The 16,973-nt window shown below is 46.8% G+C and carries 24 protein-coding genes; 1 reads left to right on the top strand and 23 read right to left on the bottom strand.

Annotated elements, in window-relative coordinates:
- Positions 1 to 14: 14 nt before the first annotated feature.
- Positions 15 to 2,081 (bottom strand): phage tail tape measure protein, encoded by a 2,067-nt coding sequence (locus SGLY_RS03990; protein WP_013624009.1) that lies wholly within the window; start codon positions 2,079 to 2,081, stop codon positions 15 to 17.
- A 70-nt stretch (positions 2,082 to 2,151) separates the two neighbouring features.
- Here SGLY_RS03990 and SGLY_RS03985 point away from each other — a divergent pair, with 70 nt between their 5' ends.
- Complete coding sequence (locus tag SGLY_RS03985; RefSeq protein ID WP_013624008.1) at positions 2,152 to 2,379, top strand: hypothetical protein; 228 nt, start codon at positions 2,152 to 2,154, stop codon at positions 2,377 to 2,379.
- Positions 2,380 to 2,573: 194 nt separating this feature from the next.
- On the opposite strand, the gene SGLY_RS03980 is transcribed toward SGLY_RS03985, so the two are convergent.
- The 22 genes from SGLY_RS03980 to SGLY_RS18060 all read right to left on the bottom strand — a co-directional run bounded on the left by SGLY_RS03980 (position 2,574) and on the right by SGLY_RS18060 (position 16,970).
- On the bottom strand, positions 2,574 to 2,912 hold the full coding sequence (locus SGLY_RS03980; RefSeq protein WP_013624007.1) for a hypothetical protein: 339 nt from the start codon (positions 2,910 to 2,912) through the stop codon (positions 2,574 to 2,576).
- 20 nt (positions 2,913 to 2,932) lie between these two features.
- Positions 2,933 to 3,367 (bottom strand): hypothetical protein, encoded by a 435-nt coding sequence (locus SGLY_RS03975; RefSeq protein WP_013624006.1) that lies wholly within the window; start codon positions 3,365 to 3,367, stop codon positions 2,933 to 2,935.
- A complete protein-coding gene (locus SGLY_RS03970) occupies positions 3,345 to 3,614 on the bottom strand; it encodes a 4Fe-4S binding protein (RefSeq protein WP_013624005.1) in 270 nt (89 codons plus the stop codon). The genes SGLY_RS03975 and SGLY_RS03970 overlap by 23 nt, the downstream gene beginning before the upstream one ends.
- A gap of 12 nt (positions 3,615 to 3,626) precedes the next feature.
- On the bottom strand, positions 3,627 to 5,036 hold the full coding sequence (locus tag SGLY_RS03965; protein ID WP_013624004.1) for a phage tail sheath C-terminal domain-containing protein: 1,410 nt from the start codon (positions 5,034 to 5,036) through the stop codon (positions 3,627 to 3,629).
- A gap of 21 nt (positions 5,037 to 5,057) precedes the next feature.
- Complete coding sequence (locus SGLY_RS03960) at positions 5,058 to 5,531, bottom strand: hypothetical protein (protein WP_013624003.1); 474 nt, start codon at positions 5,529 to 5,531, stop codon at positions 5,058 to 5,060.
- 1 nt (position 5,532) lies between these two features.
- The gene (locus tag SGLY_RS03955; RefSeq protein ID WP_013624002.1) at positions 5,533 to 6,129 is read right to left on the bottom strand and encodes a phage virion morphogenesis protein; all 597 of its coding nucleotides are present in this window, start codon (positions 6,127 to 6,129) and stop codon (positions 5,533 to 5,535) included.
- Positions 6,126 to 6,554, bottom strand: coding sequence for a phage protein Gp36 family protein (locus tag SGLY_RS03950; protein ID WP_013624001.1), 429 nt, complete (start codon positions 6,552 to 6,554; stop codon positions 6,126 to 6,128). The genes SGLY_RS03955 and SGLY_RS03950 overlap by 4 nt, the downstream gene beginning before the upstream one ends.
- Before the next feature lie 57 nt (positions 6,555 to 6,611).
- Positions 6,612 to 7,943 carry a major capsid protein gene (locus SGLY_RS03945; protein WP_013624000.1) on the bottom strand — a complete coding sequence of 444 codons (1,332 nt, stop codon included), beginning with the start codon at positions 7,941 to 7,943 and terminating at the stop codon, positions 6,612 to 6,614.
- Between the two features lie 159 nt (positions 7,944 to 8,102).
- Positions 8,103 to 8,474 (bottom strand): hypothetical protein, encoded by a 372-nt coding sequence (locus SGLY_RS03940; protein ID WP_013623999.1) that lies wholly within the window; start codon positions 8,472 to 8,474, stop codon positions 8,103 to 8,105.
- A gap of 13 nt (positions 8,475 to 8,487) precedes the next feature.
- Entirely contained in the window at positions 8,488 to 9,498 is a 1,011-nt protein-coding gene (locus tag SGLY_RS03935) for a hypothetical protein (RefSeq protein WP_427916602.1), read from the bottom strand.
- A 15-nt stretch (positions 9,499 to 9,513) separates the two neighbouring features.
- Positions 9,514 to 10,341, bottom strand: a complete 828-nt coding sequence (locus SGLY_RS03930) for a minor capsid protein (RefSeq protein ID WP_013623997.1) — start codon at positions 10,339 to 10,341, stop codon at positions 9,514 to 9,516.
- Positions 10,331 to 11,590, bottom strand: a complete 1,260-nt coding sequence (locus tag SGLY_RS03925) for a phage portal protein family protein (protein WP_013623996.1) — start codon at positions 11,588 to 11,590, stop codon at positions 10,331 to 10,333. The genes SGLY_RS03930 and SGLY_RS03925 overlap by 11 nt, the downstream gene beginning before the upstream one ends.
- A 13-nt stretch (positions 11,591 to 11,603) precedes the next feature.
- Positions 11,604 to 13,259, bottom strand: coding sequence for a phage terminase large subunit family protein (locus tag SGLY_RS03920; protein WP_013623995.1), 1,656 nt, complete (start codon positions 13,257 to 13,259; stop codon positions 11,604 to 11,606).
- Positions 13,252 to 13,812 (bottom strand): phage protein Gp27 family protein, encoded by a 561-nt coding sequence (locus SGLY_RS03915; RefSeq protein WP_013623994.1) that lies wholly within the window; start codon positions 13,810 to 13,812, stop codon positions 13,252 to 13,254. Before SGLY_RS03915 ends, SGLY_RS03920 begins: the two co-directional genes overlap by 8 nt.
- A gap of 7 nt (positions 13,813 to 13,819) precedes the next feature.
- The gene (locus SGLY_RS03910) at positions 13,820 to 14,113 is read right to left on the bottom strand and encodes a hypothetical protein (RefSeq protein WP_013623993.1); all 294 of its coding nucleotides are present in this window, start codon (positions 14,111 to 14,113) and stop codon (positions 13,820 to 13,822) included.
- A 1-nt stretch (position 14,114) separates the two neighbouring features.
- The gene (locus SGLY_RS03905) at positions 14,115 to 14,438 is read right to left on the bottom strand and encodes a hypothetical protein (RefSeq protein ID WP_041444608.1); all 324 of its coding nucleotides are present in this window, start codon (positions 14,436 to 14,438) and stop codon (positions 14,115 to 14,117) included.
- A gap of 17 nt (positions 14,439 to 14,455) precedes the next feature.
- Positions 14,456 to 14,905, bottom strand: a complete 450-nt coding sequence (locus SGLY_RS03900; protein WP_013623991.1) for a hypothetical protein — start codon at positions 14,903 to 14,905, stop codon at positions 14,456 to 14,458.
- 196 nt (positions 14,906 to 15,101) lie between these two features.
- Complete coding sequence (locus SGLY_RS03895; protein WP_013623990.1) at positions 15,102 to 15,413, bottom strand: Mor transcription activator family protein; 312 nt, start codon at positions 15,411 to 15,413, stop codon at positions 15,102 to 15,104.
- A 48-nt stretch (positions 15,414 to 15,461) separates the two neighbouring features.
- Complete coding sequence (locus SGLY_RS03890) at positions 15,462 to 15,842, bottom strand: phage protein GemA/Gp16 family protein (RefSeq protein WP_169312006.1); 381 nt, start codon at positions 15,840 to 15,842, stop codon at positions 15,462 to 15,464.
- 55 nt (positions 15,843 to 15,897) lie between these two features.
- Positions 15,898 to 16,563 carry a hypothetical protein gene (locus tag SGLY_RS03885; RefSeq protein WP_013623988.1) on the bottom strand — a complete coding sequence of 222 codons (666 nt, stop codon included), beginning with the start codon at positions 16,561 to 16,563 and terminating at the stop codon, positions 15,898 to 15,900.
- On the bottom strand, positions 16,556 to 16,816 hold the full coding sequence (locus SGLY_RS03880) for an AbrB/MazE/SpoVT family DNA-binding domain-containing protein (protein WP_013623987.1): 261 nt from the start codon (positions 16,814 to 16,816) through the stop codon (positions 16,556 to 16,558). Before SGLY_RS03880 ends, SGLY_RS03885 begins: the two co-directional genes overlap by 8 nt.
- Positions 16,800 to 16,970: a hypothetical protein gene (locus tag SGLY_RS18060; protein WP_013623986.1), complete on the bottom strand. Its 171-nt coding sequence runs from the start codon at positions 16,968 to 16,970 to the stop codon at positions 16,800 to 16,802. The genes SGLY_RS03880 and SGLY_RS18060 overlap by 17 nt, the downstream gene beginning before the upstream one ends.
- Between the last annotated feature and the right edge of the window lie 3 nt (positions 16,971 to 16,973).

The following is a 16,973-nucleotide window of genomic DNA, read 5'->3' as shown; positions in this document are numbered from 1 at the left end:
CTCCTTACTAAAAATCAGGGATATACCGGATCAGATGAAAAGCGCGGATCTCTGGACATTTGGTATTTATCCATGCCTTTGCCGCCTAAAATCGAACTAACTTCACCAGCGGCTGCTTTGGGATCCGTGCTTTGGATCTGGAAATTAAACTGACGGTTGTCGGTTGTTTTGCTTCCGTCTCCCAAAAATGGGGTTGTCTTTGGGCTATTTAATGCCTGCAGATTTTTTCCGTCGCTAGATTGGACCATCCAGTCATATTCCAAGGAAGACGCCCCAAAAAAATTCCGCACTTTATTGATGATTTCAACCACTTTAGTTGCCCATTTAATTACCCAGTCTTGAAACCCTCCGAAATTGGTTTTCCAGGCGGCTACTGCAGCAATGATAGCTAATGTGACACCGCCTACAATCCAACCGACAGGACCTAAGCCGATTACCCAGGCTAACGCCATACGGCCCCCGGCTATCAATGCCTGGCTGCCTGCGGTCAGTACTTTACCACCAAAACCTCCAACGATTGATCCCGCTTTTGTTAAAACAGGACTACCGAAAGATATTGCGCTCCAGAGGGATCTAAAAATCCCTGATCCTTGGCGGAAATAGCTGTAAGTTGAGGCAAAGCCAATTACCTTCGATGCAGCATTACCTATACCAATGCCCATAAATCCGAATTGTGACGTAAGAAGCTTACCAATACCGAGTCCAATACGCAGCCCACCTAAAGCTATAACTGTTTTCATTATCGCCTTTGTCGCTTCCGGATGAGCTGTTGTCCATACTTGGATAGTATCTACGATCTGATTTGCCGTATCAGCATAACTTTTCAATTCCTCGATCATGGGAGTTCCTGATGAAGTCATTAACGTTTCCGCGGATCCTTTCAACGTTTCAAGTTTACCGATCAGCGTACTTTGTTGGGAGATAACTTGCTCTTCGATGCTTTTCATGTTACCGGCTTTTCCAACCATTTCTTCATAGCTGCCTTTACCTGTTTGCGCCAGGGCAATCGCTGCTCTCATCCCCTGTATCCCGAAAACATCCTTAAAGTTTTGGAGTGCTTTTAACTTATTACTCGACTCCACCATAGACGCAATTTCATCATCCGGCAGCATCTTTCCGTTGGTGTCATACAAACTGCTGAGATCGACGCCAATCATAGAGGCGCGTAAACTTTCGACGAGACTCTGAGCGTTTTTAATTTGACCTTGCGAATTAAAAACGCTGTTTTGACCGCCACTGACTTTCATTGTTCCGGATTTCGTATATGTGACCGTAGCATCTTTGAGCAGTCCCATTTCTTCTAGTGCTTTGCGGGCCTTTGGTGTGGCCTTATTCAAGTTAAGCAGCATATCATTTAGATAGTTTCCGGATGAATCGCCTAACCCCATGTTGTGCAGGGTCCCCAGCATGAGGGAAGTATCCTTGGCTGTCAGCCCCAGCAGCTTCGCTGTCCCTCCGGTTTGCTGCATATCATTCATGATAGCCTGTACCCCGGCGCTACTGGCGTTAGCGGCCCGGTTGATATCGTCAGCCACCTGCATCAGCTGGTTGCCGTTCAATTGAAACATGTTAGTCAACTGGCTGACGGCTTCCGCCGCAGTTTCAGGTGCGGCTTTCGCCGTTTGCCCAAGATACATGGAAGCCTTGGCTCCGCCTTCCATAACATCCTGATAGGCCATCCCGTTTTTCAGCAACTCCATTTGGGCGTTAGCCGCATCCGTATTGTTGAACTTGGTTTCAGCGCCTAATTTTAACGCCAGGTCAGACAATTCTTCTAACTGTTCTTTTTGCATATTTAAGGGAATAGAAGCATCATAATTGGCGATTCCTACATCATTCATCACATCTTCAAATAAGGCCGCTTTGCGAAGAGCCTCTTCAAGCGGCACAAGCATAGCCGCCCCTGAACGGATATCTGCCACTCCGGAAGCCTTCAGGTTTTGAAGATCATTGATGCGTTTTTGGGTTTCAGCCGCCGTCTTCCCCAGACCGACAATCATATTCTTAGCCGATTTAATATTTGGTCCTAAGTTATTAACTGCCGTCAGGATTAAGGCCACCTGCATAGTAGTACTAGCCATTTAGATCCTCCTATTGTAAAGTCCCTTTATTTGGTATATAATTCACATTAAGTTATGGGAGGTGTTTAAAATGTTTGATTCAATTTTTGACATTCTTTTTCATAAAATACCTAATCTGGTTTTTGGTTTAATAATAATGGGTCTTGTCTTTATTGTGCTGGCACCATTATTTCAAGCTTTTTTCGGCGGTCCTTTATGGCTATGGTTCATTATTTTGTTTATACTTTTTTATTTTGAAATGCGTCATACCTGGGCGAAAATTAAAGCAAAACAAATAGCAGCTAAAGAGGAAATTTAGTAGGGGCGGGGACACCGCCCCTTACTCATTGCCACCCATCAGGGTGGCTTAATTATTTTCAGAAGCTATTTTTATTTGCTCACTATACCATTCCAGCGATCGCCAAACTGCACTTTTCATTTGCTGTGTCATATTTAACCACTCAGTCAGGGAAACATTGAATGCTTTCGCGAGCTGGCTCCAGCGGTAAAGGTCTAATTTTTGAGCAAAAAATCTGCGGCCTTGTCTGCCTCCTCTTGTAGATCAGTACCTATCCCCACGCACTTTTCGTAAACCCGTTTGTAAAATAAAATATCGCTGGATTTCCAGTTGTCAAAAAGAGTCTTATATTCGCCCGTAGTAGGCGCTCCATCGATCTCAGTGATACACTTCGCGGATACGTATTCGTCAATGAGCAAGGCATTATTGATTATGTTGTCTTCAGAGATATTTACAAACTGCATCACGCTGCTTCTGTCGATTCCCAGCGGCTCCCTAAATTTGATTTCTTTCCCGCTGGGTAGGGTAAGCGGGCCAAATATCCGGTTTTCCATTCGGTTTTACCTCCTCCAAGTTATTTAACAGGTTCAATTCCCTCGGACTTAAAGCTTAAATCCTCCGAGACTACATCCTTGCCGGCCTGGGCTTTAATTGCAAGCTCATCAATTTTGCTTGATAGCAGGCGGTACCTTCCAGAAAAGCCTTTATCCTTTGCATTTATATTGAACGAAATTGTGAAACGTGGTGAAGAAGGTATCTTTTCTCCTCGTTTCAGAGTTTTTGTGCCCCAAATACGGTTGATAATATCCAACTGAGTATGGCCGCGCTTAAGTTTCCCCTCAATGGAGATCTCTCCATCCAGAAGTTCAGCAATCCGCTCACCCAAGGCTAAATATTTCTCTGAATCTTCTTTGATCGTAAATTCTACTTCCTGGTATTCACCAACGAGATCAGGACCGTTTGCCCCGGTAATCGTCACCGAAACATCAAACCCCTGTAACTTTGGCATTATTTTTCACCTCCTTAGCCTGGATATCTTCCGAGCGTTTTCCTTTCCCCTTGCCGGCAGGGGAGGGAGAAGGGGTATCTTTCGGCAGTACCAGCTGTTGCACTGGGCATTGCTGAATACATAACCCGCACTCAATACAGCTTTCATTTACAGTCAATTTGCTGCCAGATATCGCGAGTGCCTTTACCGGGCAGACCATCAGGCAGGCACCGCACGCCGGGCAGTTATCAAGTATCCTAATCGTCATCTAATGAACCTCCTAACTTCCGGATCCGGTTTGTCTTTGAACAAAGAGATTCACATAGTCCGCCGGATAAGTAAAACGGGGACGGATAACTGCATTGAGAATCCGGGCCGCAATTGATTCTGCTGTATTATTTGTATCATCACAGATCGTGGACTGATAATCGTAAATCCGGCCTTTTTGCTTTTTAGTAAGTAACATGGCATCCAATTGAGCGGCCACTGCTGCCCTCAGCTCCGGTGTGTTTTCGGCACTGATTGCCCACTGAATAGCGTCATAGGCTTCCATGTTAATCTCATCGGCGGCCCGGCGGATACAAGTTTGGCTCCAGGCGTCAGAGGCTGACAGGGTTACTCCATTGCGGACCACAAACCCGCCGCGGCGCGGCATTAACGTGATCGGGCTGATCCTGGCCAAAGTCAAAGCTTTCACGTCCGCATCCGTCAGATCTCTTTCCGTGGATTTAATCCCAAGCATCGGTTTGTTGGAAGGACTGGTATTGGAATTGCGCACTGCCAGGAGTCCGGCATAATAACCGTCAGGCGCCACATAGGCGCCGGCGGCCTCGCTGGGTTCAACCCATGGATAGGTAACAATGGCCCGGTCAGAATCCAGGGATGCGGTCAGAGCCGCTACTGTGCCGGGAGTCAATCCTTTGTTCGTATTCAAAATCCCGACCCTCAACCCTTGTCCGATCGAAGCATTGGCACAATGCGCAATAATGGCGTTCTGCACCGTAGTGCCATATTGTTGGGCACAGAGTACCAGACCGACCTGTGCAGTCTCCAGTACTCTTAATCCGGATGCGGCCCCATTCTCATCCACAGCTCCCACGTAATCACTATCCGTGGTCGTTGCCCCGTCATCGCCGTCGGTCAACGGAGCAGCGGTAACATTTTTAGGATTCTGGGCAGCACCTTCAACTTTGTCCAGAGTCACATACTGCGAAACAACACTGCCCAAATTGTTCAAGGTGAGATTATCCAGGGTTTCTGATTCTGACCCGTAGACTACAATGATTCTGAAGGTATTCTCTAGAGTTCCTTCAGCTACGGCAACCTTGATCTCATTGCCCCAAGTTCCCGGCGATGCCGCTGTAACTTTAACACTGTCGGTATCAGTGCTGTCTTTTAACATTCGCTCTGCGGCTTTGATGGAAGCCGTCCCAATCCGGACAATCTTCAGATCACTAGCTCCCTGGTTCAACGCTCCTAGTGCGCTTTTAATTCCGGTTAGCCCAGCTTTGTCTGAGCCGAATACAGACTTCAATTTATTGGCGCTTTGTATGAAAACAGCCTGATTTACCGGCCCTTTTTCAAAAGTTCCGACGATACCTATTCCGGATAAACTGACTTCCGGTTGAATTTGGGATCCGACATCCGACTCATCAATAGCAATCCTGGGCTCAATATATTCATTCGCCATTTCTAACACTCCTTTCTAAATTTAATCATCGTTTTCAATCTTGATTTCTCCGATATCCAGGGCTGGGGCATATTCGGTCCGTTCGGCCAGATAACTTACTTGGTAATCGATCTCCGCCAGGTGGATTAGGATTTCTTTTCCGGCATCCGCTGTCAGGTATTCAATTCCGGAAACAAAGCCCGAATCAACAAGCCCGCTGAGATATAGATCCTTTGCCAGTGCAAGCCTGACAATGTGGGACAGTGTTCTGACTTCCGCCTCACCTCTAGCGGGATCCGAATCTTTGACCCAGACATAGATCTTTAAATTGGCTTCAGCATTATCAACTTTGCGGTCATATGCCGTAAAGGTTTCTTTTTCTAATCCGACTGAGATCCCAGGCGACTTTAAAGTAATTAAGTTATTGACTTCCTGCCATTCCTTGATTTCGGCCAGCCCGGATTCTGCTTTTAACACATCTACCGTTTTGCGAATAATATCGCTTACTGCCGCCATGCTACAAACTCCTTAAAAAATAGCTATCCAACGCCCGAACGATCGCCGTCTGGTCCTCGCTTTGAAAGAGAAGATACGGTCTGGCAGGTATTGTAACTTTTTTCAACCACATAAACTTACCGCCGCCCAGGGGAATCATTAGGACTTTCTTCCGTCTAGGCTTGATTGTCCCGCCTAGCTGGTGGATCCGGGCATAAGGAAGAGAGGAACCAACCTTGACGCTGCTGGAAGTGATTTCTCCGATCACGATAGACTTCTTCAGATCGCCTTCGCCTTGCAGGAGCTTTCGACCCCCAAGTCTTGCCTGCACATGCGCCTGGCTGCGCTTTTTTCGAGTGCTTTCCCGTTTGGCGTTCTGGTAGCCTTTTGTCTGGGAATATTCATCCAGGAGCTTACCGGAATATATTTCTTTCGTAGCCGATGATAATGGTTTCCATCTGGATGGCCTGCCTTCAGCCTCAAAATTCCTGCCGGCTGAAGCGCGCATAATTTCTCCGGCTGTCCTCATCATCGGCTTTAAGTCCAGCCCCCTGGAAAGGAGAATCTCCATCTTTTTTTGAATGGGTTCAATATCATCCGATTTGATTTCATACTTCACCAGTCGAGCGCTCCTTCAATCGGGCTTTTGTTCGGAGTAGTGCTGCCGATCTGGGGCCGGTTGTCACTTCCCGGCGCGGTCGCCATGACAATGCCGGGAATGGAATCGATCAGTCCTTTTTCAATCAGCTCTTCCAGATCAGTGTCTGCCCGCTTGATTTTGCTGTTGCCGAGATTGATGATCTCTTGGATGCTCCGGCTGGCTGTTTCCCCAATCAGGACAAACCCACAGGCCATTTCCACCGCAATGGTTTTGACAATCTCCGGTACAGGTTCCGCTAAGGGAACTCTGTACCGCTTAGATAGCTTTGTTTCTATTCGAGTCTGAGACCGCTCTATATATGGCAGGATCGTTCCATCAGGGAAAGTTTCGGTATCGCGCAAAAGTTCGTTTTCTGATCGGATATCTTCAGGGGTACAATACATTTTGCAGCCCAGCTAGATGGAGTTACCATCCAGCCGGTTTCACCTCTTTTCCGTTTCTTAACCTGGAGTATAAACAGTTCTGACAACAACCCAATCCGGATGCAGGAGGTAAGGTGCCCCGGCCCGGCCAATTTGTACTATAACTCCCGGAGCAGCAGGAGGTATAGAATTAGCTGCTCTTGACCAAATTCCCGGTTTGCCCTCCGGATGTTCACCAATTACAAAATCTGTGCGTCCGACAGTTTCTCCCGCAAATTCCTTGCAGCAGATCACAACCTTGTGATCCGGAATCATCTTAGTAACCGTTTTAACCAGACCGCTGCCTGTCACTTCTAATGGAGATCCGGTGATCTGGATTACAATATCGCCGGTTGATGAAAACTCGATCTCTTGATTAAGGCGTTCATTTTTCGGTTTCACCGTAATGGTTGTACCAGACACGGTGGCCGTTACCGGCATGACCGGGTTGCTATTAATAAAGTTGCAAAGATTTGCAGCAACCTTAGTTGCGGTATCGCCATCAACAGCCGTATATGTTCCACTGCTGACGCCGCCGATCGTGAGTTCAACAGCAGTCCCAGCTGCCGGAGACGGTGTGTTAACTTTAATCGTGCCGCTCGGGGCGGTTGCCAGCGCTAAAGCTTCATATACGGTATCCTGCAAAATAATTTCCAATCCGCAGATCTTGATCAAGTCACCATCTTTGAATACAACAAACCCGGTGTCCCTGGCGGATTCCGCGCGGGAAATAACCTGTTTATTTCTGGCCATTATACTGCACATGTCGGTTGTCATAAAAATGTGAGTCGCCGGCACTTTCCCGTTGTTGCGAATGAGTTTTTTCATCTCGTCAATATCATCGATTATGGTAGCGTCGGGATCCGTCCATGGCTTAGTTGGTACAGTCGTGATCACATGGGCAGAGGGTATCCCGGCGGAAATGTTTACAGTCTTTTTGGTGCGCGGGTCGGTATAATTTACTTGACCTTGAAACATCTGAGTTCCTAAGAAATCAAAGAGTAAATCACTCCGGGATACATAACGTTTGGTTTCATCCGCAATGTATTGGCGCCCGTATTTTTCGTTCAAAGTCCCCGGCATACGCAGATTGTTCAGCTTCTCTGTGGGGACAGGAAAGGATTCCCGGCTGTAAACTGGCTCGTATGTTTGAGAATCTACCTGTCTATCTCCATCGCCCAGAGGATCAGGCTGTCCTTTTTCCACGGGCGGAGCCATCCCTGCACCGCTGTAAACGCGTTCAACCGTTACCTTCGACTCCGGTACTTCACGCACAGGAAAAAATGTTCTAATCGTAGTTTTGTGATTCTCAAAGGTCTGAGCAAGTTCAGTTAACACCGTACCGTCCAAGCTTTGAATATCTTCCGGCATTTTAGGTCACACTCCTTTAATTGAATTTTCATTATAAGGCTCTTTAGAGCTGTTTGAAGTTTGGATTGAGGTATTCCTATCTCCGAGGATTTCTAACGCAAAATAACGCGCAGTAACGCAGTATTAACGCAAGCTGTTACAGGGGATCTGGCACTCAGATTAAAGTCTCATGATGGGGTGGACGACCTTGTCGATATATTCCCCAATTGTGTATTGAGAGCGGCCCTCTGAGGAGAGCCCCTTCATGAACTTTTTAGTCTCGATCGCGATCTTGAGTAGCTTGAGGACGCCGACTTGCTCGGACGAAACCTCTCTCATATCTGGGCCGACCATGCAGTAGATAGCCTTGTGCAAATAAAGCGTGTCCTCTATGCCGCCGAACTCGTCAAACTCGGCGAGAACTTCCGCCGCGAACTTCTTGCGGTTGAGCCTAGCCTTGTCGGGCGGAAGGACGCCCCTCTTTTGGAGCTCCTTCTTTGCCTCGGCCATCAAACGCTTCTCGCGCTGTGTGAGCCGTTTCTTCTTAGTCATCCGGTCCACCTACTTAATCTTTTAATCCCGGAACAATATCCCCATAGAGATCTTTAGCTGTCAAGCCATTTTTTCGGCTGCTCTGATAGCCGGCCTGCGAAAGCTTTACTCTTTGATCCTGCGGCAGAGCTGCCAGGGTTTCCAGCAAGACGTCGGCAAGAGGTTTTTCTGTTCCATCCGCCAGCTTGATTTTGCCCTCAACTCCCTGGGCTAAAAGTATCGGACGGATTTTTTCCGTCATAACAGGCGGGATTCCCTGAGCAACCAGTTCAGCCAGCTTGTGATCGATAATAGCTTCCTGGGTCTTTGCAACCTGTTCCTCTAAAAGAGCTTGAGTCTGCTTTAACTGTTCAGTGAGTTTCGGGACTTCTGCCAGCTGGGTTTGCTGCTCCTCCGTTAAAGGCGGCTTTACCTGTGTTTGTGCTAAAGCCATGTTGGGTGTCCCGTCGGCAGTTTTAAAAAAATTGATGAGAGTTTCCGCCAGCTTTTGAAATGGATTGTTTACATTTTCTTCAGTCATTGATTTTTCTACCTCCTTATAATCCAAATAGAAAACATCTTGATTTTGTTCTGATAACACCACAGTATCCGGTAGCTTAGTCAGGAAAGGTTCATTTGTCAGTCCTATCGCACTTAAAACAGCTCCATGGTTTGTACCTGTTTCTTTGTCAATATAATTCAGCTCATATTCGGCACTGGCAAACCGGTATTGTTTATTGCGCACAGCCTCTTGAATTTCCTCATTGGTCGGAATGGCCAAAGCGTAAAGTATGGGACCATCTTGTTTCAAATCCGTTACCCAGGCTTCAGCCGGAACATTTCCAAAAACCGGAGCCGCAGCGGTTGAATGACCAAGGCGTATAAAGACAGGGCGACCAAGAACATGCTGGTTAAAGTTTTGTACCATTTGATTAAACATTTCTTGGGTACCGTTAATGGGGCCATATTTGGGGTGTACCCAGGCACCAAGTCTAAAAAACGGGATTTTGAGCTTGCCTTTTTGATCTTCACTATCCAATTCCATCACCTCCTTTATAGGTTAAGCAGCTCTCCAGCCTTTCGGCAGGGCTACCACCTTACTCCAATCCTGATTTTCCTTTGTCAGCATTTCTGGCTGATATTCGCTGTACAACGGATCTAAAACCGATCGGCAGCGGCCATGCAGAGGAGGCGTATTGTCAGCCAATCTTGGATCATCCAAGCGCATGATCAGTCCGTGGCGGCTGTTACACTGCTCAGACGTTCGCCCGTCCCGAATAGCACTGAAGCGAACATAATCCACATCGTTTTCCTTGAAGCTTACGAGACGGCCCCGGTTATAGGCGTAGGTGCTTTCCGTCGTCGTGATCAGCGAGGCTCGTTCCTGTGTATCCTGCAACAGATCCACGATCCGGCTTTCCGTCTCATCGCGCGAGGTCCCGATCAAATATTCCACCATGGTTTTTTTGATATCGGCTTCCATTTGTAGCCCGACGTCTCCGGACAGCACCAGAGATCTGCGTTCCATGACGCTGATTGCTTCTTCCGGCGTTGGTGTTGCCTTCTCCGGATCCCATCCCGGCAGATCAGCGAGCTTGCGCGGACGATACTTTTTGTGCAGTTCGGCCACAAGGAGGTCACCGTGCGCCATGCCGGCGCCGATCATTTCTGCACCATGGTCAGCCATGATTTTTCCCAGGCCGGTGATGTTAACCTGAAATTCCGGCAGGAGAGCCAGTTTTGATAGTTGCGTTCCCGATGCTTTATCCAGGCGTTCCATTTCCCGCCAGGGGATGCTGCGCTCTACAGCCTTGATCCAGGATTCCCAACGCTGTAATTGCCGAGATTCCGCTTGATCCAGCTGCCAAAAAAGCGCTTTACTGTCCATTGTCATCGCCTCTCAAATACCGGGAATAACTCTTTTTCACTGTCTCTTTAGTTGCTTCTTTTACTTCCCGTTCCGGCAGGCCGGTTGCAACCCGGACATAATTCAGATCTTCTTGAACAGAGGGATCCATATACCCGCCGTTTGTCAGTGCCTGGAAAGCTTCTGAAAGTACTTTAATCTGGTCCGATCCGGGCGGCTTTTCTTGAAAGGTGCCATACTCGTCTTGCGGTCCAAAGTTATATTCAACCAGACGCCGAATGAGTTGATCCAGGATAATGTCTGTCACCTGCACATAAATTGTCCGGATCCCCAACATAAAAGCGTCAAAGTGACTTTCCCCCAAAGCATAACTTCCGCTGCGTGCGCCCTCATCCAGAACCAGCGAGGGAATGAGGAGGCCCCGGCAGATCATTTTATTTAGGTATCCGACGGCCTGGTTAAAAGAATCCCCGACGCCGCTGCCGGGAAAAGTCGTTTTGATGTCCGGCAGGCGGTTATCTTTATCTCCTTTGGCCGATAAAGCCAAAGCGGTGCCGTTTTGCAGATTAGCCAGTAGCTTAGTCGCATATCCTAACTGGGATATTTCTTCGTTTGTTTCTGGATCGACTACATTTCCTTCAGGGACAATTGCTGTGGTGAGCGGGGTCCCGTATTTATCCAAAGCCCGCGCCCACATCTTTAGAAAAGCGTCTTTTAGAAGCCAATTTTTTCGCAGCCGTTTAAAGGCAGAGATCCCGTAATAGTTGTTGAACCGTTTATTGTGCGTATAGATCAGGCATTTTTCGACCGGGATGTCCGTATCCAGAGCCGAGAATATCCAGCGCTGCTTCACACCACTCAGGCGGCCCCGGTTATTAAGTACAAAAGTGATCGTAGAAGGGTGATAGGTTGCCATGTAGTCAAGCTTAATCTGTCTTCCTTCTGGCTTCCAGACAATTTCAGTGGCTGAAAACCCTGCCCAGAGAGCCGAAAGAATGTCCATAGCGGCGATCGGTAGGCTGTCCTGCATACCTTCCAGGCATTCATGGATGAAAGTAGTTATTTTATCGTCAGGATGATGATAGGTACCCATTAGGCTTAAGATCGAAAGAGAAAGGAAATCGAAGGCGATACCTACGGTTTCATCCGTATCTAACATACGCTCGTATTCTTTCAGGCGGATAGCTTCCGGATTGTAGACAGCTCCGTCAAATGCGTAAATCATTGCCTGTAGTTGTGATCCTGTTTGTCCGAGCAGTGATCTGTCCATATTTCCTCCTCGTTTACCAGTGAATGTCTGAGGCTAAGCTCCGCCCGATTACCTGACCGCCGCTTATCGCCGGGCCTTTTTTCTTCCCATGAACACCCATCTGATTCAAGGCAATCCGGCCGGAATTGATAGCCATACCAAAGTGATTTTCCACGTTCTTTTTATAACTAATCCGTTTGTTGCTGTCAGCTCCGATAATCTCTTCCTTCAGGAGCTTCTTCAATTGTCGGCGTATTTCTTCCAGGGTGTTCTCTTCCTCGATATTTCTGGGCTTAAAAAGCAGTGCCCTGGGTGGGTTACAGCCGAAAAGTTCCGTTGTCTCATCCAGGGACTCATCCCGATCCACCTGAATGACGTTAACCTGTTTTTCTTCTTCACCTTCGGTCGATTCTTTGTAATTCTGTTTAAAGTATTGGATGTAACCGGTAGCTGTCTGTAGGATCCTGACCACCCGTTTGGACTCCGTCTTGTATGGCATGGCGTCAATCACCAGGCAGCCGACATTATATGTTTCTTCCAGGTGTGGGATCATCTCCAACAGATCTTCCACGTCAACATGCCAGGCGGCCACAATCCGGAACCCGTCTTCTTTGTAGGGAGCCAGCACCGCAACGTGGGCGGCGTCGCCCATGTCGATCCCGATCCCGCAAGCTTCTTCAGAAGAGTCTTGGAAGTAGTAATCTCCTGCGGCTTCCACCAGTTGCAATGTTGTGGAGTTGATCGGCTGCATATTCCCGCTGTCGGCAATCCCAAGCGCGGACCTGCGGACTAGGGCCAGCTTATTGGGTTTCCCCTGGGCACGTTTCCAACGGCTCCAGATAAGGTCAAGCCTGGCGTCTGGAATGATCAGCTGCGGTACCCGATAACCTATAGTCTCATCCGTTTTATCCGGATGTTCTGGGACCCATTTTCCTTGGGCAACATCCAGAGGTTTGCCACACTTCGAACAAATAATCCGAATAGACCTTTTGTCTGAATCTTTCGTTTCCAGGATGTTATCCGGAAAATCTTCTTCCACAATTGAGTAGTGATTACAGCCTGAGCATTTCACCAGCCATTTCCGCATATCGCTCTGGCGGTACAGTTCGTCGATTCCGTCTTCCTCGAACAATGGGGCAGAGAAGTATCTTTGCCAACCGAGTTTAGAAGCCAGGATCCTGTCCTGGGCCAGATCCATGTTTTCACGGTTGATCAAGGCAACTTCATCAAATAAGATCTCATCTGCCGGAATGGAGATCGCCCCACCTTTACCGTGCAAACCTAACATATAAAAGAAGTGAGTTCCTATTTGTTTCAAACCCGCCTTATCAGTTCCCATAAGGCGTGACTTCAAATATTCACTGCGGTCAACATAGGGATCAAAGCGGGTTTCTCCAAATCGGATTGCGAGTTTGTCAGTAGGAAGGTAGTAGATCAGATTAGCTCCCAGTACGTCCACCATATACATAGCCCGCGCCAGATAATAAGTACTGAAACCCGTCTGTGCTCCTTTGGACACGACAGAGTTCGGATGTTTGAAGCTGGTCTTTACAATCTCCGCCATGTATGGACGATTGTAGACATCATACGGTGTAAGGTCATCCAGGATAATATGCTTCAGGCAATATTCCGGAAAGGAGAGTGCCTGACTTTTCCCAAACTGCCCGGCAAACTGTTCCAAATCATTCATCGGTCAACACCAGGGCTTTCGCTTCTTCCAGCAATTCTTCCATGCGCCGGCTTAAGTCCGGATCATTCTTGATGACCTGCGGTATCTGGTCTTTGAATTTAGTAAAGGCCAGGTCAACCTTTTTCATTAAATCTGCCTTGACCCGATCTTTGTAAACTTTAGTGCGGGATATTGCTACGACCAGGCGTCCGGCTTTGTCCAGGTCCATCTCGTCAAATTCCTCTTGTGCGCTGGCAATTTTTTTGGTCAGCTCACTCATGAGCATCTGCATGGTGGCCTCGGTATAATCGGCCTCCGGATTCTGTTTAATGACATTGACTAAAGCCTTAGTTTGTTCCTGTGCTTCTCTGAGCTTTTGAGCCACCGCATTTTGCCGGAGGGCGTATCTGCCCACGGCTGATCTGGATATGTCATAGTTGTTTTCTTGAAGCCATAGGGCGATATCCAAATAAGTATAGGCCGGGCTGTACAGCATCCAGTTGACTTCTTCCCGAAGTTCTGCCGGCAGCTCGTCTATCTTTGAAAAAATTCTAGTTCTGCGCTTCTTAGACATAAGCGCCTCACAGAATAACGCCGGGATCTATGATTGTGGACTCCAGCAGATCAATTCCCTTGGCCGTCAGTTCCACAATGTCATCGTCGCTGAATTCCTTACAGCCATCTTTAAGACGGATATATTCTTTATCCTCAAGATAATAAAGGACCTTCAGCGTATCGGCCGTAATGGTAATTCCCCTAGCTATTAAGGCCCCTTTAAGGTCTTCGACCGACATGGGATCCGGATAGAAAAAACCCAGCGTTTTTATAACCTGCCCCCGATACATTTTGTTTCTCGTTGTTTGTATGTCGTCCATATTAGCTCTCCTTGTTTCCGGTTTTCAATGTCATGACGGCATCATAGATCTTATCCAGTTTGCGTTCATAATTGGCCGTGACCCGGACAAATTCACTTTTTGATACATAATCTTTGAATTGAGCCGAGATTTCTTTAGCCTGTTCAACTTTAAAGTTGTTGAATTCGCCCTCTAATTTTTCTACCTTACAGTTGGTGTCTTCGATTCTTTGTTTGTTATCAGCGATATCCTCCTGGATGCTTTTTTTGAGGTCTTTTATAAAGTAGCTAATAACGGCCAGGGCTAACATTGTAAGGGTTTGTATTACCCAAGTTACATCCGGCATCATGTTCTCACCTTTACTTAGCTGTTTATTTGTGTGTATTTCTGTTTGACTTCAACAAGTTTATCTTCAATGAGGTTCATGATATAGGCTTGGGCATCACCCATTGAATCTTCAATGAGATTCATATATTCAGGTTCAAGGGTTGCCACGATTTCTTCATATGCTTCAGTGGCAAGATTTTTTAACTGATCACGATCAGCCGTTCCCTCAGTGATAGCCTGCAGAATGTCTTTTTTCGCCGTTTGCTCAATGGCATTGACTGTCTTTAAAGCAACATCGTTTAGCCTTGTAAGCGCAGTGTCGAAAATGTTTCTAGTCGCTTCATCCTGAATTTTCCGTGTCTCGGCCTGCAGCTTTTTGATCCCTTTCTGCACATAGAAAGAGGCCAGCGCTCCCAGCAGGGCCAAAACTCCTATGGCCAAATTTGTCAAAACTTGATTAACGGTAGTTGCGATTTCCGTTTGCATAAGTTATCCTCCTTAATAAATACAAAAAATCTCAGTAATTACTGAGATTGCAAATATATCAAATCCCGCCCTAACCAACCGGTTAAGCTACAAAGATATAAGACTAATAAAAACAATCCCAGTTCTTATACTGGGATTGTATATCTCAAGGTGTTAAGCGATCGAGAAAAGTAGTTTAGAAATTTAATTTATAAGCTTAAGTGGACTCAAACATTGTCAGCTGGTTTTCGTCAAAACCCTGACCGGCTAATATCTGTCGGATCCAGACCTCTGAGAGCCGATACTTTCTAGCCAGGCTTCTTTGATTGCTTCCGTCAAACTCTGCCTTGATCCGTTTATTCCTTGCTTCCTGAATGGCTGAGTCCATCTTATGAAAGTAAAATCCGGTACCCTGGTACTTGTCGGCCAGCTTCAGGGTATTTGAGAATCCGATCATTTCAACCATTTCTCTGTAACATGAGGGCAGATCTTCGATTTTTATCTCATCCATCCAATCTTCATAGGTCAAAACCAACCACCTCCTTTATACAGGATTTGCAGGATAATTTCAATCTTTTTATGCTTTTTGCAGTTTTTCTTGCGAATCTTTTTTACTGCGTTCACGTTTCAAAACCTTTTTTAGCGATTCGATGAGATCTCCAGCCTGCTTAAATTTAAGCCATTCCAGCTTTTGAATTTCCGAATATTTCTCCATGAATTTCCTCAGACGTTTGGAATTATCCGTCCATCCAAGTTGCTTCTCCAGCTCGCGGATCTTCCAGAGCTGCTGGGGAGTAGCATATCCAAGCTGGGTTTTCTTAAGATCTTTCAGCCGCCCCAGGTGGCATAGAATCAGATAAAGATCCTTATCACTGCACAGCCGCATACTTTCTTTACCAGCTGCCTGATACATGGCAGCTCGAAGTTCATCTTCAGTCATGCTCAGTTCTTTAGCCATTCCCCAAATTTGTCTGATCATGTGGTTACGGTCTTTTAATGCTGCTCTGGCCATATCAGGCCACCTCGCCCGTTTCTATTCCGACCTTTACGCCTTCTTCGACAATGACTGCATGTTTAATCGCATTGAGCGCAACATCAAAATTTTGAGTATCTTTATGATGACCGGCTGATTCTAACAGATGGACGATCTTTTCCCAGTTGATAATTTCCTGGACGAAGTAGGCATAGTGTTTAGCTTCTTGTTCAGTCATTTCAGTAAGGCTCAACAGAACTTGAATATCTTTTTCCCAGTTGCCTTTCAGCTTCTTTTTCAAGGCCTTCCTGGTTTTATCATCCCCGGTTATCTGGGAAATCACGTCATCCAAAGATCCTTCGCTGTAATTTCCCTGACAAACGGAAGACAGAATCCGTTTGAACGGTTCGGTATATTCGTAGGTGACCTTTTCCTTTGAGAAGTCTTTCAGTAGCTGATCCAGTGTTTGCAACAGGAAGGTGTGAGAGAATACCTTGACCGTTTCACTCTGGGTGACTACAACTTTGGCCGCACCGTTTCCCCAAAATTCTACCTGTTTCAGTTTTGTATTCTCCAGCTCGGCAGCCCCTAACTTTTGAAACTCACCTTTCAGGCGCTCTAATTGCTGCTTGCAATCATCCGCCAGCTTGGACCATTTGGCGATTTCATCTACCATAGTCTTTATTTTTTTCTGATCTTCAGTCACTTGACTTCGCCTCCTTTGCCATCCTGGTAATGCAGATACCGCAAATATGGCGGCCTTCAAATTTCCTGATATCTTCGATACTGCCACAGAACATGCACCTTGGGGCGTGAGGAGAGAGAATGATCTTACCGTCCTGGATTTCTAGATCGACGGCCTCTCCGCCAAGGTAGCTGGTATATTCCCGCCGAATGTCGGACGGGATCGTAATCCCGCCGCTCTTGGATATGATTTTGTTCCTAATTTGCCTCGGCATTCGTATCATCCTCCATTTTTTCATAATAGAAACCTTTAATTTTCCCATCTTCAACTAAGGCGTATATGCCATTTAATCTATAAGCTTCCCGCAAGGTGCCGACCCCGATACGATTAGGATCATATTGTGTTTCTTCAGCAATTGCTGTCTGCATATT

Origin of the sequence: Syntrophobotulus glycolicus DSM 8271, from assembly GCF_000190635.1 — a bacterium.
GTDB classification, from domain to species: domain Bacteria; phylum Bacillota; class Desulfitobacteriia; order Desulfitobacteriales; family Syntrophobotulaceae; genus Syntrophobotulus; species Syntrophobotulus glycolicus.
Note: the sequence above shows the minus strand (reverse complement) of the source record. Positions and strands in the feature narration are given on the sequence as shown.